At 69.1% G+C, this 26,605-nt stretch carries 28 protein-coding genes, 2 tRNA genes and 1 pseudogene; 16 read left to right on the top strand and 15 right to left on the bottom strand.

Annotated features, from left to right (window positions below; all coding sequences use genetic code 11):
* The 8 genes from ACFVYE_RS22995 to ACFVYE_RS22960 form a co-directional block, all read right to left on the bottom strand.
* A partial coding sequence (locus tag ACFVYE_RS22995; protein WP_030739219.1) for an ATP/GTP-binding protein occupies window positions 1–305 on the bottom strand: 305 nt, incomplete at its 3' end.
* The gene (locus ACFVYE_RS22990) at window positions 286–891 is read right to left on the bottom strand and encodes a DUF742 domain-containing protein (RefSeq protein ID WP_383973776.1); all 606 of its coding nucleotides are present in this window, start codon (window positions 889–891) and stop codon (window positions 286–288) included. The genes ACFVYE_RS22995 and ACFVYE_RS22990, both read right to left, overlap by 20 nt.
* Before the next feature lie 89 nt (window positions 892–980).
* The gene (locus tag ACFVYE_RS22985) at window positions 981–1,394 is read right to left on the bottom strand and encodes a roadblock/LC7 domain-containing protein (RefSeq protein ID WP_030980891.1); all 414 of its coding nucleotides are present in this window, start codon (window positions 1,392–1,394) and stop codon (window positions 981–983) included.
* 10 nt (window positions 1,395–1,404) lie between these two features.
* Entirely contained in the window at window positions 1,405–4,593 is a 3,189-nt protein-coding gene (locus tag ACFVYE_RS22980) for a nitrate- and nitrite sensing domain-containing protein (protein ID WP_383973774.1), read from the bottom strand.
* 347 nt (window positions 4,594–4,940) lie between these two features.
* Entirely contained in the window at window positions 4,941–5,522 is a 582-nt protein-coding gene (locus ACFVYE_RS22975) for an ATP/GTP-binding protein (protein WP_072487286.1), read from the bottom strand.
* Window positions 5,503–5,910, bottom strand: a complete 408-nt coding sequence (locus tag ACFVYE_RS22970; RefSeq protein ID WP_003966010.1) for a DUF742 domain-containing protein — start codon at window positions 5,908–5,910, stop codon at window positions 5,503–5,505. The genes ACFVYE_RS22975 and ACFVYE_RS22970 overlap by 20 nt, the downstream gene beginning before the upstream one ends.
* Before the next feature lie 133 nt (window positions 5,911–6,043).
* A complete protein-coding gene (locus ACFVYE_RS22965) occupies window positions 6,044–6,466 on the bottom strand; it encodes a roadblock/LC7 domain-containing protein (protein WP_003966009.1) in 423 nt (140 codons plus the stop codon).
* Window positions 6,467–10,213 (bottom strand): nitrate- and nitrite sensing domain-containing protein, encoded by a 3,747-nt coding sequence (locus ACFVYE_RS22960; protein WP_383973772.1) that lies wholly within the window; start codon window positions 10,211–10,213, stop codon window positions 6,467–6,469. It abuts the gene before it with no gap.
* A 583-nt stretch (window positions 10,214–10,796) separates the two neighbouring features.
* Between ACFVYE_RS22960 and ACFVYE_RS22955 the strand changes: the two genes are divergently transcribed.
* The 6 genes from ACFVYE_RS22955 to ACFVYE_RS22930 all read left to right on the top strand — a co-directional run bounded on the left by ACFVYE_RS22955 (window position 10,797) and on the right by ACFVYE_RS22930 (window position 14,390).
* A complete protein-coding gene (locus ACFVYE_RS22955; RefSeq protein ID WP_383973770.1) occupies window positions 10,797–10,991 on the top strand; it encodes a hypothetical protein in 195 nt (64 codons plus the stop codon).
* An 81-nt stretch (window positions 10,992–11,072) separates the two neighbouring features.
* Window positions 11,073–11,849, top strand: coding sequence for a fumarylacetoacetate hydrolase family protein (locus ACFVYE_RS22950; protein WP_114246867.1), 777 nt, complete (start codon window positions 11,073–11,075; stop codon window positions 11,847–11,849).
* Complete coding sequence (gene gltX / locus ACFVYE_RS22945; protein ID WP_383973768.1) at window positions 11,842–13,314, top strand: glutamate--tRNA ligase; 1,473 nt, start codon at window positions 11,842–11,844, stop codon at window positions 13,312–13,314. The genes ACFVYE_RS22950 and gltX overlap by 8 nt, the downstream gene beginning before the upstream one ends.
* Window positions 13,315–13,413: 99 nt before the next feature.
* Window positions 13,414–14,133 (top strand): HAD family hydrolase, encoded by a 720-nt coding sequence (locus tag ACFVYE_RS22940; protein ID WP_389607117.1) that lies wholly within the window; start codon window positions 13,414–13,416, stop codon window positions 14,131–14,133.
* A gap of 87 nt (window positions 14,134–14,220) precedes the next feature.
* Window positions 14,221–14,292: transfer RNA gene (locus ACFVYE_RS22935), tRNA-Gln, on the top strand.
* 25 nt (window positions 14,293–14,317) lie between these two features.
* Window positions 14,318–14,390, top strand: a tRNA-Glu gene (locus ACFVYE_RS22930).
* Window positions 14,391–14,448: 58 nt separating this feature from the next.
* On the opposite strand, the gene ACFVYE_RS22925 is transcribed toward ACFVYE_RS22930, so the two are convergent.
* Window positions 14,449–15,090: a MerR family transcriptional regulator gene (locus tag ACFVYE_RS22925; RefSeq protein WP_383973764.1), complete on the bottom strand. Its 642-nt coding sequence runs from the start codon at window positions 15,088–15,090 to the stop codon at window positions 14,449–14,451.
* 89 nt (window positions 15,091–15,179) lie between these two features.
* Here ACFVYE_RS22925 and ACFVYE_RS22920 point away from each other — a divergent pair, with 89 nt between their 5' ends.
* On the top strand, window positions 15,180–15,677 hold the full coding sequence (locus ACFVYE_RS22920) for a DUF4188 domain-containing protein (RefSeq protein ID WP_389607115.1): 498 nt from the start codon (window positions 15,180–15,182) through the stop codon (window positions 15,675–15,677).
* A 58-nt stretch (window positions 15,678–15,735) separates the two neighbouring features.
* Here the strand turns inward: ACFVYE_RS22920 and ndgR are convergent, their stop codons facing one another.
* Complete coding sequence (ndgR, locus tag ACFVYE_RS22915) at window positions 15,736–16,452, bottom strand: IclR family transcriptional regulator NdgR (RefSeq protein ID WP_030928691.1); 717 nt, start codon at window positions 16,450–16,452, stop codon at window positions 15,736–15,738.
* A 174-nt stretch (window positions 16,453–16,626) separates the two neighbouring features.
* Here ndgR and leuC point away from each other — a divergent pair, with 174 nt between their 5' ends.
* The 4 genes from leuC (at window position 16,627) to ACFVYE_RS22895 (ending at window position 19,797) form a co-directional block, all read left to right on the top strand.
* A complete protein-coding gene (gene leuC, locus ACFVYE_RS22910) occupies window positions 16,627–18,051 on the top strand; it encodes a 3-isopropylmalate dehydratase large subunit (protein WP_383973760.1) in 1,425 nt (474 codons plus the stop codon).
* A gap of 5 nt (window positions 18,052–18,056) precedes the next feature.
* Window positions 18,057–18,650, top strand: coding sequence for a 3-isopropylmalate dehydratase small subunit (gene leuD, locus ACFVYE_RS22905; RefSeq protein WP_383973758.1), 594 nt, complete (start codon window positions 18,057–18,059; stop codon window positions 18,648–18,650).
* A 104-nt stretch (window positions 18,651–18,754) separates the two neighbouring features.
* The gene (locus ACFVYE_RS22900) at window positions 18,755–18,982 is read left to right on the top strand and encodes a hypothetical protein (RefSeq protein ID WP_072487271.1); all 228 of its coding nucleotides are present in this window, start codon (window positions 18,755–18,757) and stop codon (window positions 18,980–18,982) included.
* Between the two features lie 143 nt (window positions 18,983–19,125).
* Entirely contained in the window at window positions 19,126–19,797 is a 672-nt protein-coding gene (locus ACFVYE_RS22895) for an HU family DNA-binding protein (RefSeq protein WP_389607113.1), read from the top strand.
* 91 nt (window positions 19,798–19,888) lie between these two features.
* Here the strand turns inward: ACFVYE_RS22895 and ACFVYE_RS22890 are convergent, their stop codons facing one another.
* Both ACFVYE_RS22890 and cofC read right to left on the bottom strand, forming a co-directional pair.
* A complete protein-coding gene (locus ACFVYE_RS22890) occupies window positions 19,889–20,092 on the bottom strand; it encodes a hypothetical protein (protein WP_329836328.1) in 204 nt (67 codons plus the stop codon).
* A 10-nt stretch (window positions 20,093–20,102) separates the two neighbouring features.
* Window positions 20,103–20,786: a 2-phospho-L-lactate guanylyltransferase gene (cofC, locus tag ACFVYE_RS22885; protein WP_383978479.1), complete on the bottom strand. Its 684-nt coding sequence runs from the start codon at window positions 20,784–20,786 to the stop codon at window positions 20,103–20,105.
* A gap of 149 nt (window positions 20,787–20,935) precedes the next feature.
* Between cofC and ACFVYE_RS22880 the strand changes: the two genes are divergently transcribed.
* From ACFVYE_RS22880 to ACFVYE_RS22870, 3 genes are all read left to right on the top strand, one after another.
* A complete protein-coding gene (locus ACFVYE_RS22880) occupies window positions 20,936–21,688 on the top strand; it encodes a lysophospholipid acyltransferase family protein (RefSeq protein ID WP_383978481.1) in 753 nt (250 codons plus the stop codon).
* Window positions 21,685–22,695: an NAD(P)H-dependent glycerol-3-phosphate dehydrogenase gene (locus tag ACFVYE_RS22875; RefSeq protein WP_383978484.1), complete on the top strand. Its 1,011-nt coding sequence runs from the start codon at window positions 21,685–21,687 to the stop codon at window positions 22,693–22,695. The genes ACFVYE_RS22880 and ACFVYE_RS22875 overlap by 4 nt, the downstream gene beginning before the upstream one ends.
* A 118-nt stretch (window positions 22,696–22,813) precedes the next feature.
* Complete coding sequence (locus tag ACFVYE_RS22870; protein WP_383978487.1) at window positions 22,814–23,971, top strand: D-alanine--D-alanine ligase family protein; 1,158 nt, start codon at window positions 22,814–22,816, stop codon at window positions 23,969–23,971.
* Between the two features lie 52 nt (window positions 23,972–24,023).
* Here ACFVYE_RS22870 and ACFVYE_RS22865 read toward each other — a convergent pair whose 3' ends face one another.
* Both ACFVYE_RS22865 and ACFVYE_RS22860 read right to left on the bottom strand, forming a co-directional pair.
* A complete protein-coding gene (locus tag ACFVYE_RS22865) occupies window positions 24,024–24,512 on the bottom strand; it encodes a DUF3515 domain-containing protein (protein ID WP_383978490.1) in 489 nt (162 codons plus the stop codon).
* A 20-nt stretch (window positions 24,513–24,532) separates the two neighbouring features.
* Window positions 24,533–24,766, bottom strand: a complete 234-nt coding sequence (locus tag ACFVYE_RS22860; RefSeq protein WP_093899132.1) for an Lrp/AsnC family transcriptional regulator — start codon at window positions 24,764–24,766, stop codon at window positions 24,533–24,535.
* Window positions 24,767–25,089: 323 nt separating this feature from the next.
* Here ACFVYE_RS22860 and ACFVYE_RS22855 point away from each other — a divergent pair, with 323 nt between their 5' ends.
* Both ACFVYE_RS22855 and ACFVYE_RS22850 read left to right on the top strand, forming a co-directional pair.
* Window positions 25,090–26,061: a thiamine-phosphate kinase gene (locus ACFVYE_RS22855; protein WP_327272711.1), complete on the top strand. Its 972-nt coding sequence runs from the start codon at window positions 25,090–25,092 to the stop codon at window positions 26,059–26,061.
* Window positions 26,062–26,071: 10 nt separating this feature from the next.
* Window positions 26,072–26,193: pseudogene (locus ACFVYE_RS22850) on the top strand (bifunctional hydroxymethylpyrimidine kinase/phosphomethylpyrimidine kinase); the annotation flags it as partial.
* Window positions 26,194–26,374: 181 nt separating this feature from the next.
* Here ACFVYE_RS22850 and rpmB read toward each other — a convergent pair.
* Window positions 26,375–26,560, bottom strand: coding sequence for a 50S ribosomal protein L28 (gene rpmB / locus ACFVYE_RS22845; protein WP_030928661.1), 186 nt, complete (start codon window positions 26,558–26,560; stop codon window positions 26,375–26,377).
* Window positions 26,561–26,605: the final 45 nt, after the last annotated feature.

Below are 26,605 nucleotides of genomic sequence, written 5' to 3'. Positions count from 1 at the left end.
AGGTCGTCCCACATGAACCAGAAGCGGTCCTGTCCGGGCGTACCGAAGAGGTACAGGATCAGGTCCTGGTCCAGCGTGATGCGGCCGAAGTCCATCGCCACCGTAGTGGTGGTCTTGTCCCCGGTGTGCGTCAGATCATCGATGCCCGCGGACGCGGACGTCATCACGGCTTCGGTGCGCAGCGGATTGATCTCCGAAACGGCACCGACGAACGTGGTCTTACCCACGCCGAAGCCCCCTGCCACCACGATCTTCGCGGAGGTAGTGGAGCGGGCTGCTCCGCCGCTAGAGCTTGCGAAGTCCACTGAGCACCCTTTCGAGCAGTGTCACATCTGGCTGGCCGCCGGCGGACTCGTCGCCGCCGGGCTGATGGATAGCGACGAGTCCGGCCTCTGCCAGGTCGGCTACGAGGATCCGGGCAACGCCGAGCGGGATCGAGAGCAGTGCCGAAATCTCGGCGACCGACTTGATCTCGATGCACAGCCGGCAGATCCGCTGGTGCTCGGGCAACTGCCCTTGCAGCCGGGACGGATCGGCCGTGGTACTGACCAACGCCTCAATGGCGAGTTGGTAGCGCGGTCGGGTCCGGCCGCCGGTCATGGCGTACGGACGGACCAGCGGATTGTGCGCGGCCGGTGCGGCCGGCTCGGGGGCCTGCCGCGGCTGTACGGGCTGAATGCGGGGCGACTGGGGCGAGTCGTAGCGGTGTGGCCGCTGCGGAGGCCACCCGGGGCCCTGCTGGGCGCCCTGCGGCGGCTGCGAATAGGGCTGATACGGCTGCTGTGCGCCCTGTCCGCTGGGTGTGGAGGGGAAGTTGAAACGATTGTCCCCGTGCTCACCCGGCACGTTCTGGCCACCGTCGTACCGGTGTCCGCCTGGGGGTGTTGCCACGATTCCTCCTCCGCCTGCCGGTCCCGATCCCAGTGGGTCCGCGCCACCGCACCTTATGACTCGGTGGCGCGAAACGCACTGTCTGTCTACTAGTTAAGAAGACTTCCCTGAAGTTCGGCGCGGAGGTCCGGGGTGAGGACGGTGCCCGCGCGGTCGACAAGAAGGGCCATTTCGTACCCGACCAGACCGATATCGGCGTCCGGGTGGGCGAGAACGGCCAGCGAAGATCCATCGGAGATGGACATGATGAAGAGGAATCCGCGCTCCATCTCCACAACTGTCTGATTCACGGCGCCGCCTTCGAAGATCCGGGAGGCGCCCGCGGTCAGCGAGGTCAGACCGGAGGCGACAGCCGCCAGCTGGTCCGCGCGGTCGCGCGGGAATCCTTCGGACATGGCCAGCAGGAGTCCGTCGGCGGAGACCACCACCGTGTGCGACACCCCGGGGGTGTTGTCCACGAAGTTGGTGATCAACCAGTTGAGATTCTGCGCCGCCTGGCTCATCGGGCTCACACTAACGCTCCTGGTTGTAGGTATTACTTGTGTCCGAACCCGCGTTACGTCCCCGCAGCACGCCACGCCGCAGGTTGCTCAACCTGCCGCGGACGTCTTCGGGGGCGCGGGAGACCTGAGGGCCGTCCTGCCGGGTCTGCTCCGCCGTGCCCTCGACCAGATTGGCCTTGGGTACCCGCCGGGGAAGTCCGGACGGGGTGACCCCGCCCGCCTTCGGCTCCCGGAGCTTCTCGGCCCGCTCCCAGCGCTCGTCGTTCGCCGAGCGCCAGTCGTCGGAGCCGTTCCCGTCCTGCTGAGCAGGCGACTGCCGCTGCGGCGGTTCCTGCTGCGGCTGTTGCTGCTCGGCGACGGGCCGGTTGTTCCCGCGGCCGGTGGGCTGCCAGTGCTGCTGACCGCCCCGGCGAGGCAGACCGGCTTCGGTCATCTCGTGGCCGGGGTTCGGGGTGGGCCCCGGACGGTCGAAGCCTACGCGTTCCTGCGGCTCGGCGGGGATGCTCGGGACAGATTCCGCTTCGACCTCTGCCGGCGGCTCGTACGCGCCCTGGTAGGCGCTCTGATCCGCCCACCCGTCCTGGTGGGGCTGGGGGGCGAACTGCTCCTCGTACGACGGCTGAGGGGCCTCACCGGCCGCATAGGAAGCCTCCGCATAGCCGCCCTGATGAGCGTGGTCGGGCTGCTCGCCAAAGCCCGCGTCGACGCGGTAGGGGTCGTAGCCGCCCTCGTACGAAGCCTGCTCGTACTGCTCCTGCTGCGGCTCCTGGGCGTACCCGCTCCCGGCGTACCCGTTGTCGGCGTACTCGTTCCCGGCGGGCTGGTTCGCGGCGTACTGCTCCTGCGGGAACTGCGGGCGCTCGCCGACCGTCTGTGCCTCCAGCGCGGCCCGGCGTTCCTCACGCATCAGCGAGCGGCCCACCGGGTCCAGCTGCGCGGCGTCCACCGGCTGCTGCTCGTAGCGCGAGTCATCGAAGCCGAGCTCCGCCGCCGTGCGCATCTGGGGCTGGTGGGGCAGCTGTTCGAAGGTCTGCTGCTGCGGAATGATCGAGGAGACGGTGAAGTCGTCCTGCGCGGCGACCGGTTCGCCACCGCCACCGTGGGTGATGGCGTCCGGCAGCATGACCAGCGAGGTCGTTCCGGCCTGCTCGCCCGAGGGGCGCAGCTGGACCCGGATGCCGTGCCGGTCGGCCAGCCGGCCGACCACGAACAGACCCATCCGCTGGGACACCGCGGCGTCCACGGTCGGCGGGTTGGCCAGCTTGTGGTTGATGTCGGCGAAGTCTTCGGCGGTGAGGCCGATGCCCTTGTCGTGGATCTCGATCATCACACGGCTGTCGGGCAGCCGGGTCGCCGTGACCCGCACCTTGGTCTGCGGCGAGGAGAACGTGGTGGCGTTCTCCAGCAGCTCGGCCAGCAGGTGCACGAGGTCGGTGACGGACTGGCCGTGGATTTCGGTCTCCGGCACCCCGGAGAGCTCGATGCGCTCGTACGACTCCACCTCGGAGGAGGCAGCCCGCAACACGTCGACGAGCGGGACCGGCTGGTTCCAGCGGCGGCCCGGCTCCTCGCCGGCGAGGACGAGGAGGTTCTCGCCGTTGCGGCGCATACGGGTGGCCAGGTGGTCCAGCCGGAAGAGGTTCTCCAGCTGGTCCGGGTCGGCCTCGTTGTTCTCCAGGTCGGTGATGAGGGTCAGCTGGCCCTCGATCAGCGACTGGTTGCGACGCGACAGATTGGTGAAGATCGCGTTGACGTTGCCCCGCAGCATGGCCTGCTCGGCCGCCAGCCGGACCGCCTCGCGGTGCACCTGGTCGAAGGCGCGGGCGACCTCACCGATCTCGTCGCGGCTGTCGATCGGGATCGGCTGGACGCGGGTGTCGACCCGGCCCGGATCGGTCCTGGAGAGCTGGTCGACCAGCATCGGCAGCCGCTGCTCGGCGATCCCGAAGGCGGCCGTACGCAGCCGGCGCATCGAGCGGCTCATCTGCCGGGCCATCAGCCCGGCCAGGACGAAGGCGGCCAGCAGGGCGACGATCACGACGGCGGCGTTGATGACGGCGTCGTTCTTGGCGCTGGACGAGATGTCCGCGGCTTCGGTCACGGCCTTGTCGACGAGCTCGTCCTCGACCGTGGTGTAGCCGTCGAACTTGGCAGTGGCCGCCGCCATCCAGGTCTCGGGCGTGATGCCCTTCGCTGCCAGCTTCTCGGGCGACCTGCCCTGCCCGATCTGCTGGGCCATGCCGTCGAAGACCGAGCCGTCGACACTGGGCGGCGCGACGAACGGGACACCCGCGGCGTCGGCCTGCTCCTTCGCCTTCTTCAGCTTCTTCGCACCGTCGGCCGACTTGGCGGTCATGACCTGCTTCAGCCGGGCTGCGTCGGCCTCCGTACCACCGGAGACGAACTCACCGAGCGCGATCTGCTCCAGGTAGTTGTACGAGCCGAAGGCCTTGACCTGGGCGTCGAACTTGTCGCCCTCCTGGCTCGGACGCACCAGCAGATGCATACCGATGGAGCGCTGAAGCGATTCTGCAGCCTTGGCGAGCTCGATCGCGTAGACAGTACGGCCGTAGCTGGTGATGTTGCCGGTGCCCAGACCCAGCTCGTTGCAGAACTCCATCAGGGAGTGCTGCACCTGGATGTAGCCCTCCTCCGTCTTCACCGGGTCCATGGCCTCGGCGTAGGCGGCCTTGCGCAGCTCGGGGAGCTTGGGCTCCTCCAGCCGGAACAGCTGGAGACGCCGCTCCAGGCCCTGCTTCTTGGGCAGGTCCTTCACGGCCGTGTCGAACTTGGCCGCGGCCGCGTCGGTGGTGGCCCGGACCTGGCTGATGACAGCGGCGTCACGCTTGTTCGACAACAGGGGCTGAGCGGAGAGGTCACGCTCGTTGAGGAGCGCCTGACCGTACACGGAGGCCGCGCGCACGATCAGCGCGGTCTTCTCGGCGTCCTGCGCCTCTCGCCAGGTGTCGACCGACCCCTTCACCTGGAAGCCGCCCATGACCAGGCCGACCAGCACGGGGATCAGGAGGATCGCGTTCAGCCGGGTGGGCACCCGCCAGTTGCGCGGGGACATCCGGCTGCTGCTGCCGCCGGACGTCACCGCCTCGGACACATCGGCAGGCGACGCCGCGGCGCGCGGCGGCGGGGTGAAGTTGCCCCGCTCCTGCTGTGCCGCGGAGCCCTCGTTGCTTCGCCTCACTCGACCAACAACCTCTCGGCGTCGGCACCTACGTTGTGCCGTTTTTTGTTCAGGGCCGTACTACTGGGGAGTTCGTCGAATTCCAGCACGGGGACCGGCCGCGTTCCAAACAGTCGGAACCAGCCATTCCGAGTGGTCCAGGCCTCAGATAAAACGGGCATAAAGAGCGAGCCCCGTCAAAAGGCGGGGCTCATGTGAGCACAGCGGTACCGATCGAATGCATCGGGTGCTGAACGCGGGACAATTCTCTGTCGAAACGTTATGAACACGGGGGCGGATCGTGTCAAAGGACACAGTCCACCCCCGTTTGGCTGCGGTAACTGCCGTATATCAATACAGACTTGTGCCTACTTCAGCCGCGCCATCAGAGCGTGTTCCACGAGCGTGATGAGGCCGCTCTTGGCATCCGCGCGGTGCCGGGCGTCCGTCGTGATGATCGGGGTGTCGGGTCCGATCTGGAGCGCTTCGCGGACCTCGTCGGGGGTGTAGGGCTGGTGTCCGTCGAAGCCGTTGAGGGCGATGACGAAGGGGAGTCCGCTGTTCTCGAAGTAGTCGACGGCGGGGAAGCAGTCGGCGAGGCGGCGGGTGTCGACGAGGACGACGGCGCCGATGGCGCCGCGGACCAGGTCGTCCCACATGAACCAGAAGCGGTCCTGTCCGGGCGTACCGAAGAGGTACAGGATCAGGTCCTGGTCCAGCGTGATGCGGCCGAAGTCCATGGCGACGGTCGTCGTCGTCTTGCCGCCGGTGTGCGTCAAGTCGTCGATGCCCGCGGACGCGGACGTCATCACGGCTTCCGTACGCAACGGGTTGATCTCCGAAACGGCACCGACGAACGTGGTCTTGCCCACGCCGAAGCCCCCCGCCACCACGATCTTCGCCGAGGTGGTGGCGCGGGCCGCACCGCCGCTAGAGCTTGCGAAGTCCACTGAGCACCCTTTCGAGCAGCGTCACATCCGGCGCGCCGCCGGCCTCTCCATTGCCCGGCTGGTGGATGGCCACCATGCCGGCTTCCGCCAGGTCCGCGACAAGAATCCGGGCCACACCGAGCGGCATCGACAGCAGCGCCGAGACCTCCGCCACCGACTTGACCTCACGGCAGAGGTGGCAGATCCGCTGGTGCTCGGGGAGCAGCGTCCCCAGATGCGCGGGGTCGGCCGTGGTGGAGACCAGCGCCTCGATCGCGAGCTGGTAACGCGGCCGGGTCCGGCCGCCGGTCATGGCATACGGACGGACCAGCGGCTGGTCGCCTTCACCGTCGTACGACGCGTGGTGCAGTGCGCCGTACGGATCGGGTGAGGCGGGTGGCGGGGTCATGAATCCTCCGGGCGTGACAGCAAGGGGTCGGCTTGCCGTCTGAAGGGGCCGGTGGGGGGCTCTAAGCGGCCGAACGGGCTGGGGATGAGGGCGTTGTCTGGGGCAATCGAGTCTTTCATCGATCCATGGCCGCCTAGTGGAGCAGGCTGCCTTGGAGCTCGGCACGGAGGTCCGGGGTGAGGACTGTGCCCGCACGGTCGACCAGCAGGGCCATTTCGTACCCGACCAGACCGATGTCGGCGTCCGGGTGGGCGAGCACGGCCAGCGAGGAGCCGTCCGAGATGGACATCAGGAAGAGGAATCCGCGTTCCATCTCCACCACGGTCTGGCTGACGGCGCCGCCTTCGAAGATCCGGGAGGCGCCCGCGGTCAGCGAGGTCAGACCGGAGGCGACAGCCGCCAGCTGGTCCGCGCGGTCGCGCGGGAAACCTTCGGACATGGCCAGCAGGAGTCCGTCGGCGGAGACCACCACCGTGTGCGACACCCCGGGGGTGTTGTCCACGAAGTTGGTGATCAACCAGTTCAGATTCTGCGCGGCCTGACTCATCGGGCTCAACTAACGCTCCTGCTGGTGAGTGGGGCCGAGGGGAAAACTTCCGGTCGACTGGCCGTTGTTGGCCTGCCGTCCCTGCTGGATGCCCCGGCGGAGATTGGTCAACCGCCCGCGCACATCATCGGGCGCACGCGACACCTGAGGACCGGACTGATGGTTCTGCTGCTGGGCGGTGCCCGGCACCAGATTGGCGCGAGGTACCCGGCGAGGCAGTCCGGAGGTGGTCACTCCGCCTGCCGCGGGCTTCTTGGCCCGCTCCGCCTGCCGCACGAGTTCGTCGTTCGGCGAGGGGCGCCAGGAGCTTGTGGTGGCGCCCGTGTCGCCTCCGCCGCGGCGCGGCGCGGCGGGAGCGGGGCGCTCCTGGGCCGGCTGCTGCGGGAAGGCGGGCGCCTGCGGCTCGGCGGGCGGCTGCTGGCCGCCCTGCTGCGGGCCGTGGAACCAGTTCGTCTCCAGGGTGTCGTACAGCGGCGTACGACCGTCCCCGGGCCCGGCCGGAGGCAGCGCCTCGGGCTGCGGCTGCGGCGGCAGGACCGGCCGGTACTGCGCGTCACCGTTGGGCACGGCGGGCGGACGCGGGGCACCGAAGTCCCCGTTGTCCCGGCCGCGCTGACGCGGTGCCGGCAGGCCCTGGTCCTGTGCCCGAGCGGGCTGCGGCTGTCCGAAGTCGGGGCGGGCGAACTGCGCGGTGCTCGCCGGGTCCTGCGGAGACTGAGGCTGCGGGGCCGGGGCCGAGAAGTCCGGGCGGGCGAACTCGGCGGTGGAGCCGGGGCCCTGCCGGTCGTCCAGGGGCGGCCGCGGGGTGAGCGGCGGGCTCATCGGCCGCTGGAACAGGCCGGTGGACTCGGGGTCCTCGTGGCCGCGCGGGGCGTCCAGCGGAGCACGTCGCGGCGCGGACGGCTCCTCGGTGCCCCAGCTGGTGGTCTGCGGGCGCTGCGGCTGCGGGTTGCCACCGGGCAGCTCGGCACGCGGCCCGCCGACCGGGGGCAGCTGGCGACCGGGGTCGACCGGGCCGCCGGGCTGCTGGAAGCCGCCCTGGCCGCCCGGGTTCTGCCGGGCCTGCTGCGGCTGCGGGGACTGGAACGGCGCCGGGCCGTTAGACCCGCCCTGCTGGTCGCCGCGGCTTTGGCGGCCGGGGTCCTGGCGGTGCTGGTCCTGGTGGCTCCGGCCGAACATGTCGGGCTGGGACGAGTCCGTACGGCCCGTTCCGTCGCCCTGGCCGCGGGCGCCGAGCCGGGCACCGTTGCCGAAGGCACCGGCGAGGCCGCCGCCCTGACGCTGCGGCTCCTGGCGCGAGGTGTCCTGCGGGCCGGTGTTGGACAGCCCGGCGGACTGGAAGCCGGCGTTCTGCTGGCCCTGCTGGTTCTGCGGCTGGCGGGGGCCGCCGTCACGCGAGGGCAGCGCGGCACGCGGACCGGAGCCCGCACCGACCTGACCGCGCGCGGCACCCGGGCCCGCGGCGAGCCGGCCGGCCGGGGCCGACGGAGCGCCTCCGAGGCCGGGACGGGAGCCGTTGCCCGCGCCCGTACCGCTGCCACCGCCGAGCAGACCGCCGGGGGCGGAGGGCTGCTGCCCCGGTCCCGCCTTGGGGGCCGGCTGCTTGCCGCCGTGCGCGACATCGACGGGAAGCATGACCAGCGCGGTCGTACCACCGGAGTCCGAGGGCCGCAACTGGATCCGGATACCGTGACGCAGGGACAGCCGGCCGACCACGAACAGACCCATGCGGCGGGAGACCGAGACATCCACGGTGGGCGGCGAAGCGAGCCGCTCGTTGATCGCCGCGAGGTCCTCGGGGGAGAGGCCGATACCGGTGTCGTGGATCTCGACCAGCACCCGCCCGTCGGGCAGTGCGTGACCGGTGACCCGGACCTTCGTCTGCGGCGAGGAGAACGACGTGGCGTTCTCCAGCAGCTCGGCGAGCAGGTGCACGAGGTCGTTGACCACACGGCCGGCGACCTCGGTGGCGGGCACCGCGGCCAGTTCGATGCGCTCGTACTGCTCCACCTCGGAGGCGGCGGCACGGAGCACGTCGACCAGCGGGACGGGACGGGTCCACCGGCGGCCCGGCTCCTCGCCCGCGAGAACGAGGAGGTTCTCGCCGTTACGACGCATACGGGTCGCGAGGTGGTCGAGCTTGAAGAGCGAGGACAGCTGGTCCGGGTCGGCCTCGCGCGACTCCAGTTCGGAGATGAGCGAGAGCTGACGCTGGATGAGGCCCTGGCTGCGGCGCGAGAGGTTGGTGAACATCGCGTTGACGTTGCCCCGCAGGAGGGCCTGCTCGGCGGCGAGACGGACGGCCTCGCGGTGCACGTCGTCGAAGGCCGCGGCCACCTTGCCGATCTCGTCCCGGGAGTGCACACCGACCGACTCGACCGAGGTGTCGACGTCCTGCGGGTCAGCCTCGGAGAGCTGCTTGACGAGCTCGGGCAGCCGGTCCTGGGCGACGCGCGTAGCTGTGTCCTGCAGTCGCCGCAGCGAGCGGATCATCGACCGGGCGACGACGAAGGCGCCGACCAGCGAGACGCCGAGCACCAGCAGGATGAGCGCACCGCTGATGATCGCTTCGCGCTTCGACTCGTCGCGGAGCTCGCGGGCCTTGCCCTCCATGTCGCTGAGGAGGGTCTCCTCGATGGTCTTCATCGCCTGGATCTTGGTGGAGCTCTGGTCGTACCAGTCCAGGTAGGAACGCCGAGGCATGCCGTCCATGCCCGAGGGGCTGTTCAGGACCTTCTTCGCGTAGGTCTCGGAGGCCTTGATCTCCGGGTTGCCCTCCTGCAGCGTGGCGACCAGCTCTTCGGCGTTGTTGCCGGTCGCCGCGTAGACCGCCTTGAAGGAGCGGATCGCAGAGTCTTCCTTGCGCAGCGCGGCGCGGCCGAACTGCTGGTCGTTCTGGTCGAGGTGCGGCTGCTTGTCGTTGCCGCCGGGCAGCGCCGCGGCGATGACCGCCCGCTGGACCGAGGCGTACTCCTTGGCGGAGGAGAAGGCCGCCAGCGCCCGGGTCCGCTTGATCATCTCGGAGTTGCTGGTCGCCTGCGCCATGTCCTGCGAGAGGCTCAGCAGCGAGGTGATCAGCTGGCTGTAGTTGTCGACGGTCTGGAGACTCGGGGTTTTCTTGGCGTACGCCGTCTCGCGGATGTCGCGGATCGTGGCCAGCTGGCCGGCGATCCGGTTGACGCTCGCGTAGATGCCCTCGAGGGCCTCGTCGCCCGACGGGTCGCCGATCGAGTTCGTCGCGTCCAGGAAGGCCGTCTTCGCCCGGTCGGTCTTCTTGCGGGGCTCGGTGACCTTGAAATCGTCGGCCTTCACCCCGTTGGACAGCGGACCGGCCGAGCGGTCGCGCTCCTCCTGGAGCGCCTGGGCGAGCGTGGTCGCCTGCTTGGTCATCTTGGTCAGCAGCTGCATGTGATCCAGCTGCTGGATGTCGTTCATGGAATCGTTGATCCGCAGTCCGCCCAGAGTGGTCGCGGCGACCACGGGAAGGGCGAGCAGGGAGACCAGACGCGTGCTGATCCGCCAGTTGCGAAGAGCCACTCGTGAGCCCGTGCTGACGGAGCCCCGGGGCTTGAGCGAAGAGATCGGATCGGTGCCGCTGCTCGCCGTGGCACCGGGGCGCCGGTCGCGGTCACCGCTGTCGCCGGCCGAGGCCGGTCCGGGGTTCTGGGCGTGCTGGGGCGAGGAACCGCGGTCGGTCCCGCCGTGCGGCTCCTGTTCCGCCGCAGCGCTGCCATCCCTCTTGAAACGTCCCTGCACTAGCGTCGCAACCTCTGGACCAGGCGTCCCTCCGCGCGAGGCGGGTGGGACGGTGTCGGCGTCGTGGGGCGTCGTGTCCGCCCCCTGGTGGTCGTGAGTGACCGGCGCTCTTCCCCTTCCCGCCGCCACTCGTCGGCGCTGCGTTGCGCCCCTGCGCGCCGGGCCTGAAACCCGCGGCGGTGCGTGGAATTCCAGCACAGTGCCGGATCTCCAACAAGGGCCCCGTGCCGGGCTGTGATTTAGGTGACGCGTTGTGATGGTCGAGTGACAAATCGTGGAGCGTGTTCGCGGGCAAAACGGATGATCAAGGGCGAATCGGTGGAGGGTGAAGGGTGTCCCAGTCGACATGATCAGGAGCGGAATGGCTCATTCAGTGGCGCAATGTCCGTTTCTGTCGGAGTGATCAGCCGCCCGGAATGGTGCAATTGTCGACGCGGTCGTGAGGAAACTCACATGATGATCGCCGTCTCATCCGGGCTCCCGAAGGGAATTGGATGTTTAGCCTGACGCTTTACAGGGATGGCAAATCCGACAACCGGCGCCCCTCCGGGCGGCGCCCGTACCGACAGGGTCCGAACGGCAGATGAAGACGACGATGATGTTCCGCAACATTGCCAACCCCCGGCGCACCACGCTGGCGCACCTCAAGGACGCCGACGAGCTGCAGACGCCGGAACTGCCGGAGCGCACCGTCGAGCTGCCCACCCAGACGGCCAACCCCCGCCGCACCATCCTCATGGAAGCCCCGGTCACGGCCCCGGTCGCAGCAGCCGAGTAATGCGCGGTTGTCCCCCCTCACCCGCGTTAGCCTGGAGCGTCAGTCTTCAGCCAGCCAGCAAGTGAGGGGCGACAGCATCCCGTGCGCATCGCCAGGTTCTCCATCGACGGCAATGTCGCCTTCGGCGCCGTCGAGGGCGAGGGGCCCGATGGTCTCGTCCTCGACATCATCAAAGGCATCCCGTACGCCGAGTTCGAGCTCTCCGGCACCAAGGTCCCGCTGAGCAAGGTCCGCCTCCTGCCGCCCGTGCTCCCCAACAAGGTCGTGGCCATCGGCCGCAACTACGCGGAGCACGCCGCGGAACTGGGCAACGAGGTACCGGACGTCCCCGTCGCCTTCTTCAAGCCCACCACCTCGGTGATCGGCTCCGGCGACGCCATCGAGTACCCCTCCTTCTCCAACGAACTCCACCACGAGGCCGAACTGGCCGTGGTCATCGGACGCATGTGCCGCGAAGTGCCGCGTGAGCGCGTGAAGGACGTCATCTTCGGCTACACCTGCGCCAATGACGTCACCGCCCGCGATGCCCAGAAGCGCGAGAAGCAGTGGGCCCGGGCCAAGGGCTTCGACACGTCCTGCCCGCTCGGCCCCTGGGTGGAGACCGACCTCGACCCCAGCGACCTGACCATTCAGGCCACGGTCAACGGCGAGCAACGCCAACTGGGCCGTACGAGCGACATGATCCGCTCGATCGAGGATCTGGTCGTCCACATCACGGAAGCCATGACGCTGCTCCCGGGCGATGTGATCCTCACCGGCACTCCCGCAGGGGTCGGACCCCTCCATGTCGGCGACGAGGTCGCCGTCACCATCGAAGGCATCGGCACTCTCACCAACAAGGTGATCAAGCGTGGTTAACGCACCTGTCCGTGTACGTTTCTGTCCCTCCCCGACCGGCAACCCCCATGTGGGCCTGGTCCGCACCGCCCTCTTCAACTGGGCCTTCGCCCGCCACCACGGCGGCACCTTGGTCTTCCGCATCGAGGACACCGACGCGGCCCGCGACTCCGAGGAGTCCTACAACCAGCTCCTGGAGTCGATGCGCTGGCTCGGCTTCGACTGGGACGAGGGCCCCGAGGTCGGCGGTCCGCACGCCCCGTACCGCCAGTCGCAGCGCATGGACATCTACAAGGATGTCGCCGAGAAGCTTCTCGCAGGCGGGTACGCGTACCACTGCTACTGCACCACCGAGGAGCTCGACACCCGCCGCGACGCCGCCCGTGCCGCCGGCAAGCCGTCCGGCTACGACGGCCACTGCCGCGACCTCACGGCCGAGCAGATCGCCGCGTACGAGGCCGAGGGCCGCACCTCCATCGTCCGCTTCCGGATGCCCGACGAGGCGCTCACCTTCACCGACCTGGTCCGCGGCGAGCTGACCTTCCAGCCGGAGAACGTGCCGGACTACGGCATCGTCCGTGCCAACGGCGCCCCGCTCTACACGCTGGTCAACCCGGTCGACGACGCGCTGATGGAGATCACCCACGTCCTGCGCGGCGAGGACCTGCTCTCCTCCACCCCGCGTCAGATCGCCCTCTACAAGGCGCTCATCGAGCTGGGCATCGCCAAGGCCACCCCCGCGTTCGGCCACCTCCCGTACGTCATGGGCGAGGGCAACAAGAAGCTCTCCAAGCGCGACCCGCAGGCCTCGCTCAACCTCTACCGCGAGCGCGGCTTCCTGCCCGAGGGGCTGCTCAACTACCTCTCCCTGCTGGGCTGGTCCATCGCCGAGGACCGCGACATCTTCTCCATCGAGGAGATGGTGGCCGCGTTCGACATCAAGGACGTCAACGCCAACCCGGCGCGCTTCGACCTGAAGAAGTGCGAGCACATCAACGCCGAGCACATCCGCAAGCTGGATGTGAAGACGTTCACCGAGGCGTGCGGCCCCTGGCTGAAGGCGCCGTTCGCCCCGTGGGCCCCGGAGTCCTTCGACGCGGACCGGTTCGCGGCGATCGCTCCGCACGCCCAGACCCGCGTGACGGTCCTCTCGGACATCACGGCCAACGTCGACTTCCTCTTCCTCGACGAGCCGGCCATCGACGAGGCGTCCTGGGCCAAGGCGATGAAGGAGGGCTCCGACGCCCTGCTCGTCACGGCCCGCGCCAAGCTGGCCGATGCCGAGTGGAATGCGGACGCCCTGAAGAACGCCATCCTCACCGCCGGCGAGGAGCACGGCCTGAAGCTCGGCAAGGCCCAGGCCCCGGTCCGCGTCGCGGTCACCGGCCGCACGATCGGCCTGCCGCTCTTCGAGTCCCTGGAGATCCTGGGCCGCGAGAAGACCCTGGCCCGCATCGACGCGGCACTGGCGAAGCTGACCGCGTAGCCGTCCAGGTCACGCCCCGAGGGGGCGGCCACCGGATTGACTCCGGGGGCCGCCCCCGAACACGCCACGCCCGGCGCACAGCCGCATACGCTGGGACGCATGACGATCCGCGCGGTCCTCTGGGACATCGACGACACGATCTTCGACTACACGGGCGCCGACCGCGTCGGCATGAGCAAGCATCTCGAACACGAGGGCCTGCCCGACGGATACGACTCCGTCGAGCAGGCCCTCGCTGCGTGGCGGGCGATCACCGATGTGCACTGGGCACGGTTCGCCGCCGGGGAGACCGACTTCCAGGGGCAGCGCCGGGACCGGGTCCGGGAGTTCCTCTCGCGGGCGCTGGAGGATGCCGAGGCCGACGACTGGTTCGGTCGGCACGCGGCCCATTACGAGGCCGCATGGTCGCTCTTTCCCGATGTGCTGCCCGTACTGGATGTGCTGGCGGACGGGTTCCGGCACGGGGTGCTGTCGAACTCCAGCATTCACAACCAGGACCGCAAGCTGCGCACGCTCGGTGTGCGGGAGCGGTTCGAGGCCGTGGTGTGCGCTGTGGAGCTGGGCGTCTCCAAGCCCGAGGCCGGTGCCTTCCACGCTGCCTGCGACGCGCTGGCGCTGGAGCCGCAGGAGGTCGCGTACGTGGGGGACGAGCCGGACATCGACGCGGGCGGCGCGGTCGCCGCAGGGCTGATGGGGATCTGGCTGGACCGGGGCGGACGGGGCGGGCGGCCCGAGCTCGTCCGTATCAGTGGGCTCGATCAGTTGCCCGGCCTGCTGGCGGGCAATACCCGTTTTGGAGCGCCGGACACCTTCGGGTAATGTTCTTCCTGCGCCGCCCGAGCGGGACGAAAGATCCGAACGGGAAGCGCAAACCGAACAAAAGCCCTTCCGGGGGTTGAGTTTTGGTGGGCTATGGTGTAATTGGCAACACTACGGTTTCTGGTACCGTCATTCTAGGTTCGAGTCCTGGTAGCCCAGCGCAGAAATGCAACAGCAGTAACAAGCCCCCGTTGTGTAGCGGCCTAGCACGCTGCCCTCTCACGGCAGTAGCGCCGGTTCGAATCCGGTCGGGGGTACAACAGAGCGACAGACAAGGGCCCTTCACCTCGGTGAGGGGCCCTTGCCTCTTCTCCCTCAGAGTCCGTACCGCCGGGCCGACTCCTCCTCCTGGGCCATCCTGCGCAGCGACATCAGCAGCGGCTCGTAGAGCACGGCCGACGCGACCGCCGTCTCCACCTGCTCCGCCTCCGTGGGGTACGTCTCCATCATGTCCAGGTCCTGGACGGCGACTTGGTGCATGAGGCGGGCCTGCTCGGCCAGATATTCGACATCGCAGGGATAGCCGAGCCGGATGAGGGTGGCCACCGACGACACCAGCGCGCGATGGGCGGGGGACAGGGAGCCGAGCTCCTGCGAGGTCGCCCAGCCCAGCCGGTCCAGAAGTCGTTCGACCTCCTCGCGGGCGGCCGCCGTCTCCGGGGCCTCCTCGTCGGGGTCCGGACCGTGCGGGAGCGACCACAGCGCGGCGCCCAGGCGGATCGTGCGGCCCAGGGACTCGTCGTCGACATGGGAGAGGACCTCGCGGGCCGTGGCCACGGGGAGGCGGCCGACCTGGATCAGGGCCCGCACCAGACGCAGCCGGCGCAGATGGCTCTCGTCGTACTCGGCCTGCGTCGCGCTCACTCGGTGGCCCGGCCGCAGCAGCCCCTCGCGCAGGTAGTACTTGATCGTGGCGGTCTTGACGCCGCTCTTCTCGCTCAGTTCCGAGAGTCGCATGTTCCGTGCCTTCCCTTGCGCCACCTCTTGGGCAGTGCCACTATCCAATCATTGGATAGTGGCACTCTCCAAGTGAAAGGGGTACGGCCATGTTCGCGAAGCCGATTCCGGGACGGACGACCGCTGCGGCCGAGGGGGAGGTGGTCGTCCTGCTCATCGGGATGCGCATCAACCACTTCCGGGGCGTGCACCATTGGCTGCCCGTGCTGGCGGCAATGCCGCGCATGCTGCGGGAGTTGAGCAAGGACAAGAGCCGCGGCCTGCTCGGCTACACACTGCTGTCCGGCTCGCCGCGGACGTACTACGTCGTCCAGTACTGGGAGTCGAAGGAGAAGCTGTACGCGTACGCGAGCGCTCCCGACATGTTCCACCGCAAGGCCTGGGCGATGATGAACCGCAAGGAGAAGAAGTCCCGGCAGCATGTGGGGCTGTGGCACGAGACATACATAGTGCCCGAGGGCGGCTACGAATCGATCTACGCCGATATGCCGGCCTACGGACTGGCCGCGGTGACCGGCGTACTGCCGATCGAGGGGCGGGGCCGCCGGGCGGCGGATCGTCTCGCACACCGCTCGTCCGCGAAGTGAGGCTCTGAGAGAGGGCCGCCACGACGCTGGGGCGGCCGGAAGATATTTCTTGCGTACGTCAGCCGTTGCGGCGCAGGGCCTCGCTGAGCCTGGCCGCCGAGTCGATGACCGCCTGGGCGTGCATCCGGCCCGGGTGCCGGGTCAGCCGCTCGATCGGTCCGGAGACCGAGACGGCGGCGACCACCCGGTTCGAGGGGCCGCGCACCGGCGCCGAGACCGAGGCGACGCCCGGCTCGCGCTCGCCGATCGACTGGGCCCAGCCCCTGCGCCGTACGCCCGAGAGCGCCGTCGCCGTGAAACGGGCGCCCTGGAGGCCGCGGTGCAGGCGCTCCGGCTCCTCCCAGGCCATCAGGATCTGGGCCGACGAGCCGGCCTTCATGGTGAGCGTGGAGCCGACCGGCACGGTGTCCCGCAGGCCGGACAGCCGCTCCGCCGCCGCCACACAGATCCGCATGTCGCCCTGTCGCCGGTAGAGCTGCGCGCTCTCGCCGGTGATGTCCCGCAGGTGCGTGAGTACCGGGCCTGCCGTCGCCAGCAGGCGGTCCTCGCCGGCCGCGGCCGCGAGCTCCGCCAGCCTCGGGCCGAGGATGAACCGGCCCTGCATGTCCCTCGCCACCATCCGGTGGTGTTCCAGTGCCACGGCCAGTCGATGTGCCGTGGGTCGTGCGAGCCCGGTCGCCGCGACCAGCCCGGCGAGGGTGGCCGGACCGGACTCCAGGGCGCTCAATACCAGAGCTGCCTTGTCGAGAACGCCGACGCCGCTAGAGTTGTCCATACGACGATACTCCCGTCTCACTCTGTGAAACGCAAGTTCAATTTTCGGCGGAAGTTGCGAACCTGTAGGGGCGGCCACACAACGGCCCGTAGCCACCGCCCCGCACGGGGGTCCGGACGGCGGCGCACCGAATCTCTAGTTGGGCCGGCGAAGACGCCGGCCGGAGGGAAAGCGATGGGTAGGACACTCGCGGAGAAGGTCTGGGACGACCATGTCGTCCGGCGCGCCGATGGTGAGCCCGACCTCCTCTTCATCGATCTGCACCTGCTGCACGAGGTGACCAGCCCCCAGGCCTTCGACGGCCTCCGGCAGGCCGGACGCCGGGTGCGGCGCCTCGACCTCACCATCGCCACCGAGGATCACAACACCCCGACCCTCGACATCGACAAGCCCATCGCCGATCCGGTCTCCCGCGCCCAGTTGGAGACGCTGCGCAAGAACTGCGCGGAGTTCGGCGTACGGCTGCACCCGCTGGGCGATGTCGAGCAGGGCGTCGTGCACGTGGTCGGTCCGCAGCTGGGGCTGACCCAGCCCGGCACCACGGTCGTCTGCGGTGACTCCCACACCTCCACGCACGGTGCGTTCGGCGCGCTGGCGTTCGGCATCGGCACCAGCCAGGTCGAGCATGTGCTGGCCACCCAGACGCTGCCGCTGGCCCGTCCGAAGACGATGGCGATCACCATCGACGGCGAACTGCCCGACGGCGTCACGGCCAAGGACCTGATCCTCGCGATCATCGCCCGGATCGGCACCGGCGGCGGCCAGGGCTACATCCTCGAATACCGCGGCTCGGCCATCGAGAAGCTCTCGATGGAGGCCCGGATGACCATCTGCAACATGTCGATCGAGGCCGGCGCCCGGGCAGGCATGATCGCCCCGGACGAGACCACGTTCGACTACCTGAAGGGCCGCGACCACGCCCCGCAGGGTGAGGACTGGGACGCCGCCGTCGCGTACTGGAAGACGCTGCGCACCGACGACGACGCGGTCTTCGACGCCGAGGTCGTCATCGACGCCGCCGAGCTGGCACCGTTCGTCACCTGGGGCACCAACCCCGGCCAGGGCGCGCCCCTGTCGGCCAACGTCCCCGACCCGGCTTCGTACGAGGACGCCTCGGAGCGCAACGCCGCCGAAAAGGCCCTGGAATACATGGGGTTGACCGCCGGCCAGCCGCTGCGCGAGATCAACGTGGACACCGTCTTCGTAGGCTCCTGCACCAACGGCCGGATCGAGGACCTGCGTAACGCCGCCGCGATCCTGGACGGCCGCAAAGTCGCCGACGGAGTACGGATGCTGGTCGTCCCGGGCTCGGTCCGGGTCGCCCTGCAGGCCGTCGAGGAGGGCCTGGACAAGGTCTTCACCGCCGCGGGCGCCGAATGGCGCCACGCGGGCTGCTCGATGTGTCTCGGCATGAACCCCGACCAGCTGGCCCCCGGCGAGCGCTCCGCCTCCACCTCGAACCGCAACTTCGAGGGGCGGCAGGGCAAGGGCGGCCGCACGCACCTGGTCTCCCCGCAGGTCGCCGCCGCCACCGCCGTGCTGGGCCACCTGGCCTCGCCGGCCGACCTGTCCGACGCCCGTACGCCCGCCGGAGTCTGAGAATCATGGAAGCTTTCACCACACACACCGGCCGGGCCGTCCCGCTGCGCCGCAGCAACGTCGACACCGACCAGATCATCCCCGCCCACTGGTTGAAGAAGGTCACCCGCGACGGCTTCGAGGACGGACTCTTCGAGGCCTGGCGCAAGGACGAGAACTTCATCCTCAATCGCCCCGAGCGGGACGGCGCCACGGTCCTGGTGGCGGGTCCCGACTTCGGTACCGGCTCGTCGCGCGAACACGCCGTCTGGGCCCTGCAGAACTACGGTTTCAAGGCCGTCATCTCCTCCCGGTTCGCCGACATCTTCCGCGGCAACTCGCTGAAGAACGGCCTGCTGACCGTCGTACTCGACCAGAAGGTGGTCGACGCGCTCTGGGAGCTGACCGAGGCCGACCCGACGGCCGAGATCACCGTCGACCTGGAGGAGCGCCAGGTCCGCGCCGAGGGCATCACCGCGGACTTCGAGCTCGACGAGAACGCCCGCTGGCGACTGCTGAACGGGCTGGACGACATCAGCCTCACCCTTCAGAACGAAGCGGACATCGCGACTTATGAGGCGGCAAGGCCGACCTTCAAGCCGCGTACAATTAACGCCTGAGCAGCGCGTTTCCAGGACTGCGCCCTCTGCCTTCTGGTAGAGGGCGCAGTCGCTTGTTGAGACCCCGTCGGGCGACAACTCGCCCCAGATGGCACAATCGGTGCATGGAACGCGACAGCCAACTCAAGCTTTACGGCCAAGTCGCCGACCGATTGAAGGAAGCGCACACAAGAGTGCGCGCGCTGCAAGTCCCGGAGGGCGTAAGGATGGCGCTGTCCCGGAAGCTGTTGGTCATCACGGCCGCGGCTAAGCACGATCTCCCGGATGCGGCAAGGCGTCTGGACCGGTTGATGAAGGACCTCGATGAGGGCCGATTCCCCGAAGGTGACTGACTCTGCGGAACTGCGCAGCGGTCGACTTCGTTGCGGCACTAGGGTGATTAGCCCGTTTCGTGTTTGATTTGCGGTATATATCTGCCTAACGTGCGAAAACGCTTGAACACTTTCGTTCTGGCAATGTCTCCGAAGGGGAAGACGTGAACAAGGCGCAGCTCGTAGAAGCGATTGCCGACAAGGTCGGCGGCCGTCAGCAGGCCGCGGACGCCGTCGACGCGGTGCTCGACGCGATCGTCCGTGCGGTTGTCGCGGGGGACCGTGTCTCGGTCACCGGCTTCGGCTCGTTCGAGAAGGTCGACCGCCCCGCCCGCTACGCCCGCAACCCGCAGACGGGTGAGCGGGTGCGGGTCAAGAAGACCTCGGTGCCCCGCTTCCGTGCGGGACAGGGCTTCAAGGATCTGGTGAGCGGCTCGAAGAAGCTCCCCAAGCACGATGTGGCCGTGAAGAAGGCGCCCAAGGGCAGCCTCTCGGGCGGTGCTTCCACCCGTACGACGACCAAGGCCGCGGCCAAGAAGGCCACCGCCAAGAAGGCCGTTGCGAAGAAGGCCACCGCCAAGAAGGCCGTGACCGCGGCGAAGACCACCGCCGCCAAGAAGACCACCGCGAAGAAGACCACCGCGGCGGCCAAGAAGACCACGGCAGCGGCCGCGAAGAAGACCACCGCCGCGGCGGCGAAGAAGACGACGGCCGCCAAGAAGGCCGTTGCCAGCAAGACCGCGCCCGCCAAGAAGGCCACGGCGAAGAAGGCGCCCGCGAAGAAGGCCACGGCACGCAAGACCACGGCGAAGAAGGCCACTGCACGGAAGAAGTGAGGCCGAGCAGCGCAGGGCTACTCACGCGCCGGGCCGGGCTCCCCTCGGGGAGCCCGGCCCGCGGGCTGTTGTGGGCAGTGTACGGAGCCGTTCAGAACGTCTGCAGCGTCACCAGCGTGATTCGTAGATCCGCGCCCTTGCCGGTGACCTCGATCCGCACCCGCTGCCCCGGACGCAGCAGCCGCAGACCGCCGGCGTCGAAGGCCCGGGCGTCGAATTCCACCGGGGTGCCGTCGTCGAGCAGCACGCTGCCGGTGCGGGTCTCGGGGTCGTACGTGTACGAGGTCGCCTGCATGAACGGCAGCCTATCGGTCCCGCGCGGGCACGCCCGCGGCCCAGCGGTCCGCCGTGTGCGGGCCGACGCCCAGGGCCAGGGCCGCCCGCAGATCGTCGCCGGTGTCCACGTCCTGGCGGACCGAATCGATGCCGGTCAGGCTGATTTCCACCGCTCCGGAGTCCAGATGCCGGGCCCGGGAAGAACCGCCGAAAGCCGGTCGCAATTCCACACCCGGCGCAGCGGACAGAAATGTTGTACCGATTCCTGCCGCATCGGTGACAAATGTGCGGGGAAAAGCAGCGGAAAAATTGAGCACCCGGGCCAATTCTCCGGGGCGCAGTGCGGGCAGATCCGCATTGAGAGCGGCGAGAGCCGCCCCGGGCCGCTCGGCCCGCACGGACCGCTCGCCGTGCGCCAGGGCGGCGTTGAGCCCGCGGTCCGGTTCGTCGGGAACGATCCGTGCCCCGAGGGCCGCGAGAGCCGCCCCGGCCTCCGTGTCGTCCGTGACGACCACCACATCCCGTACCGCCGGGCAGGACAGGGCGGCGGCCACGGTGTCCCGGGCGAAGGCGAGGGCGAGCCGCGGGCGCAGCGCGGCGCCCGTCGCAGGCGCGAGCCTGCTCTTGGCCCGTGCCAAGGGCTTCAACGGGACGACCAGCGACCAAGGACCGGCCGGGTCGGTGTTCGTGGCGATCTGCCTCTCGATGCGCATCGCCGCTTATTCTCGCCTGCCGGTGCGAGAACCCGGAGGTTCGGTCCCGAAAGCGGGGCGTACGGTGTTCTCGACAGAGCAGGGGCCTGGGGCGAGACTTGACCGTCGGTAGCCAGGCAGCAGTCAGGTCCGTAGAGGAAGGTGTCCGAGTGTCCCGCCGCAGAATCGGCTTCTGGTACCGCCTGGCGGCGGTCATCGCGAAACCGCCGTTGGTGGTTCTGTTCAAGCGTGACTGGCGGGGAATGGAACATATTCCGGCCGACGGCGGATTCATCACTGCGGTCAATCACAACTCGTATCTGGACCCGCTTTCCTACGGTCACTTCCAGTACAACACCGGACGGGTGCCGCGGCTTCTCGCGAAGGCCGGCCTCTTCAAGACCCCCTTTGTCGGAATGATGCTGCGCGGCACCGGACAGATCCCCGTATATCGCGAGACCACCAATGCGCTGGACGCCTTCAGGGCCGCCGTCGACGCCATCGAGCGCGGTGAATGCGTCGCTTTCTACCCGGAGGGCACCCTCACCCGCGACCCCGACATGTGGCCGATGGCCGGCAAGACCGGTGCGGCCCGCGTCGCGTTGATGACGAAGGCCCCGGTCATCCCGGTCGCCCAGTGGGGCGCCAACCTGGTCATGCCGCCGTACGCCAAGGAGAACAAGCTCCGGCTCTTCCCCCGCAGAACGCTTCGGGTGCAGGCCGGACCGCCCGTCGACCTCTCCCGGTTCTACGAGAAGGATCCGACGCCGGACGTCCTGCGCGAGGCGACCGAGGTCATCATGGCGGCGGTGACCGCGCAGCTGGAGATCGTACGGGGCGAGAAGGCGCCCGCGGAGCCGTATGACCACCGCAAGGCCCGTGCAGAACAGCGGCGCAAGGCCGAAGGAAAGGGACCCAAGTGACGCACCCCGCAAAGGCAGCCGTCTTCGGAACCGGCTCATGGGGTACGGCCTTCGGCATGGTTCTCGCCGACGCCGGCTGCGAGGTCACCCTCTGGGGCCGTCGCGCCGAAGTCGCCGAGGCTGTCAACACGACCCGTACCAACCCGGACTATCTGCCGGGAATTGAGCTCCCCGAATCCGTCAGGGCCACCACCGACGCCGCCGAGGCGCTGCACGGCGCCGACTTCGCCGTGCTCGTCGTGCCCTCGCAGACGCTGCGTGCCAACCTCGCCGACTGGGCCCCGCACCTCGAACCGGACACCGTCCTCGTCTCGCTGATGAAGGGCGTCGAACTCGGTACCGCGAAGCGGATGAGCGAGGTCATCGAGGACGTCACCAAGGTCTCCGCGGACCGCGTCGCCGTCATCACCGGCCCCAACCTGGCCAAGGAGATCGCCGAACGCCGCCCCGCCGCGGCCGTCGTCGCCTGCCAGGACGAGTCGGTGGCCCGGCGTCTCCAGGCCGCCTGCCACACTCCGTACTTCCGCCCGTACACCATCACCGATGTGGTCGGCGCCGAACTCGGCGGCGCGGTCAAGAACGTCATCGGTCTCGCCGTCGGCATCGCCGACGGGATGGGCCTCGGCGACAACGCCAAGGGCTCGCTCATCACCCGCGGTCTTGCCGAGACGACCCGCCTCGGCCTCGCCATGGGCGCCGACCCGCTGACCTTCTCCGGACTCGCGGGCCTCGGCGACCTGGTGGCGACCTGCTCCTCGCCGCTCTCGCGCAACCACACCTTCGGCACCAACCTCGGTCGCGGAATGACGCTCCAGGAGACGATCGCGGTCACCAAGCAGACCGCCGAGGGCGTCAAGTCCTGTGAATCCGTGCTCGATCTGGCGCGCAGGCACGGCGTCGACATGCCCATCACCGAGACAGTCGTCGGCATCGTCCACGAGGGCAAGCCGCCGATGGTCGCACTGGGCGAGCTGATGTCACGCAGCGCGAAGCCCGAGCGACGCTGACGGGTTCGCCGGGGGAGGACCTGAAGGGGGGCGCAGGCCGGTGAACGTTCGCGGTCGTCTCTCCAGCGGCCCCGGCCACGCTGACGCGAGTGGTACCAGCAGGTACGCTCAACGCGATATGAGCAGCGAGAACCTCCCCCAGAGCCCGGAGCAGCAGCTCCGCAAGCCGCGCGTGGCCGTCGTGTTCGGCGGCCGCAGCTCCGAACACGGCATCTCGGTCGTCACGGCCGGTGCCGTCCTGAACGCCATCGACCGGACGAAGTACGACGTCCTGCCGATCGGCATCACGACGGACGGCCGCTGGGCGCTCACCGCCGACGAGCCCGAACGCATGGCCATCACGGACCGGAAGATGCCGGACGTGGCCCAGCTGGCCGAGTCCACCGAGGGCGGCGTGGTGCTCTCCGTCGACCCCGGCAGCCGTGAAGTGGTGTACAGCGAGCCCGGCTCGGTCCCCAAGGCGCTCGGCGAGGTCGACGTCGTCTTCCCCGTGCTGCACGGCCCGTACGGCGAGGACGGCACCCTTCAGGGGCTCCTGGAGCTCTCCGGCGTGCCGTACGTCGGCGCCGGGGTGCTCGCCTCGGCGGTCGGCCAGGACAAGGAGTACATGAAGCGGGTCTTCACCTCGTTCGGGCTGCCGGTCGGCCCGTACGTCGTGGTGCGTCCCCGCGAGTGGGACACGGACCCCTCCGCTGCCCGCAAGCGCATCGTGGACTTCGCCGGTGACCACGGCTGGCCGCTCTTCGTCAAGCCCGCCCGGGCCGGCTCGTCGATCGGCATCACCAAGGTCGACGACCTCTCCGGTCTGGACGACGCGATCGAGGAGGCCCGCCGCCACGACCCCAAGTTCCTGGTCGAGTCGCTGCTGCGCGGCCGCGAGATCGAGTGCGGGGTGCTGGAGTTCGAGGACGGACCGCGCGCCAGCGTGCCCGCCGAGATCCCGCCGGTGACCTCGCACGACTTCTACGACTTCGAGGCCAAGTACATCGACTCGGCCTCCGGGATCGTGCCCGCCCCGCTCACCGAGGAGCAGACGGCCGAGGTTCAGCGGCTGGCGGTCGACGCCTTCGAAGCCGCGTCCTGCGAGGGCCTGGTGCGGGCCGACTTCTTCCTCACCGAGGACGGCAGCTTCGTGATCAACGAGATCAATACGCTGCCGGGCTTCACCCCGATCTCCATGTACCCGCGGATGTGGCAGGAGAGCGGCGTGAGCTACCAGGAGCTGGTGGACCGGCTGATCCAGGCCGCGTTGAACCGGCCGACCGGCCTGCGCTGAGAGGACGAGACCCGCGCCGTAGGGCGTGCGCTCCCGCTCCGGAACGCACGCCCTACGGGCTGCTGGGGACCGTCTTCCGGACGGCCGGGCCGAACGCGGCCAACGGGGTCGCGTCATGGGCGTACGCCTTCGAGAGACTCACCTCGACGTACGCCTTGCGGTAGGTCGTCGTAAAACGCGGACCGGCGTCTTCCGGCTGCTCCAGCAGCCAGTTGACGCCGTCCGCATCGGTCCCCTTCGCCATGGGGTCGTCCATCTTCGCGGGCCGGGGGACACCGCAGCGCAGTACGATCGCTCCGTCCCCCCACTCGGCGGTCAGTTCGGACTTCGTCCCGGTGTCACCGCGGTCGAGTCCGGCAACGGTCTTCGGCAGCTCCTTGTGCAGTGCACGGCAGTAGGCTGCGGCTTCCGGTGACGGCGTGGGAACCGTGATCGACGCCGCGGCGTCCGTTGAGGAGCAGCCCGCCGCGGCCAGCAGCAGCGCGGCAACGGACGGACCGAGAAACACGGGGCGGCAAAGCCGGCGGCGCAATGATGTCACCGGCCCAGCGTAGACGGGGACTACAGATGAACGACCGGGCAGGTCAGGGTTCTGGTGATGCCTTCCACTTGCTGGACCTTGGCGACCACCATGCGGCCGAGTTCATCGACCGTGTCGGCCTGGGCGCGCACGATCACGTCATAGGGGCCGGTGACGTCCTCTGCCTGGATCACTCCCGGAACTTTGGCGATGGTCTCGGCGACGGTCGACGCCTTGCCCACCTCGGTCTGAATAAGGATGTACGCCTGTACCACGGAACCTCCAGGGCGGCCACGAGGATCATGTGGGGGAAAGGGACGCCACGGTATCGCGTTGCCGCGGGCCGCGGGGAGACCTACGGGGCGGTTGACGTCCACAGCGTGGCGCACGCAAGACGCAAGTTGACGTATCTCTTGACAGTACCGACAGCAGTGACGGCCCGCGACCGCAAGTGCAGCGGTGCGAAAGGGGGACAGACATGCCGATGAGAACCGGTGCAGACTGCTCCCTGCGGCGGCGGCCGGTCCACGATCCGGACCCCCGGCCGCTGAAGCAGCCCGGACGATCGTCCGGGGCGATAGATGAGAGGTGAGACTCGGTGAAGGGAACCGTGGGCGAGTTGGGGGAGTTCGGGCTCATCAGGGAGCTCACTTCCCGGCTCACCACCACTCCGGCGGTACGGCTCGGCCCCGGCGACGACGCCGCGGTCGTGTCCGCTCCCGACCGCAGGGTCGTGGCCAGTACGGACATCCTGTTGGAGGGACGGCACTTCCGTCGCGACTGGTCGACGGCGTACGACGTCGGCCGTAAGGCCGCCGCCCAGAATCTCGCCGACATCGCCGCCATGGGCGCCGTGCCCACCGCGCTGCTGCTCGGCCTGGTCGTCCCCGCCGAACTCCCGGTCACCTGGGCCGGCGAGCTGATGGACGGCATCCGTGACGAGTGCCAGGTCGCCGGCGCGGCCGTGGTCGGCGGCGATGTGGTGCGCGGCGAGACGATCACCGTCTCGATCACCGCACTCGGCGATCTGCGCAACCATGAACCGGTCACCCGGTCCGGCGCCCAGCCCGGCGACGTGGTCGCCGTCACCGGCTGGCTCGGTTGGTCCGCTGCCGGATACGCCGTGCTCTCCCGCGGCTTCCGCTCGCCCCGCGCCTTCGTCGAGGCCCACCGGCGCCCCGAGCCGCCGTACCACGCAGGGCCCGCGGCCGCCGGACTCGGCGCCACCGCGATGACGGACGTGAGTGACGGACTGGTCGCCGACCTCGGGCACATCGCCGAGGCCAGCAAAGTCCGGATCGATCTGCGCTCCGGACTCATCGACATCCCCTCGCAGATGTCCGACATCGGGCAGGCCGTCGGCGTGGACCCGCTGCAGTGGGTGCTGACCGGGGGAGAGGACCACGCGATCGTCGCCACTTTCCCGCCGGACGTGAAGCTGCCCGCCCGCTGGAAGGTGATCGGCGAAGTCCTCAACCCCTCGGCGCTGCCGCAGGTGACGGTCGACGGGGCGCCCTGGACCAGCAAGGGCGGCTGGGACCATTTCGGGGACATCGAGGACGCCCAGTAGCTTTCGGCGAATGCCCGTATCTGCTGCTGTACCCGCCCGTGTGCGCACCGTCGCCGGTTCCGGTTCCGGCGGCGGTGCGGGCGGTCGGGCCGGTCTGAAGACGACGCCGGCGTCGGTGTGCACGGAATGAGCGCGGGCATCTGCCCGGCGACCCCGATCGAAGCGGGCTTCCCGCTGGGCGCCGGAACCGGCCCCGTCGACCACGGCCGGCGGACGCACACCGTGTGAGGGCCCCAGGAGCGCAGCAAAAAGCCGGTCCACCGAGGTGGACCGGCTTTTTGGGCAACCGGAAGGCTGCGCTACGACGGGAACGTCAGCGCGCGACCTTGCCGGCCTTGATGCACGAGGTGCAGACGTTGAGCCGCTTCGGCGTCCGACCGACCACGGCACGCACGCGCTGGATGTTGGGATTCCAGCGACGGGACGTACGGCGGTGCGAGTGCGAAATGTTGTTGCCGAAGCCCGGCCCCTTGCCGCAGACGTCGCAGTTGGCAGCCACGGGTCACTCCAAAGACTTCAGGTGCACTTACAGTGAATTCCGGCG

The sequence above is a fragment of the Streptomyces sp. NPDC058239 genome (assembly GCF_042882185.1).
In the GTDB taxonomy this organism is placed as follows: domain Bacteria; phylum Actinomycetota; class Actinomycetes; order Streptomycetales; family Streptomycetaceae; genus Streptomyces.
The sequence above is the reverse complement of the archived record's forward strand: the minus strand, read 5'-3'. Positions and strand labels throughout refer to the sequence as shown.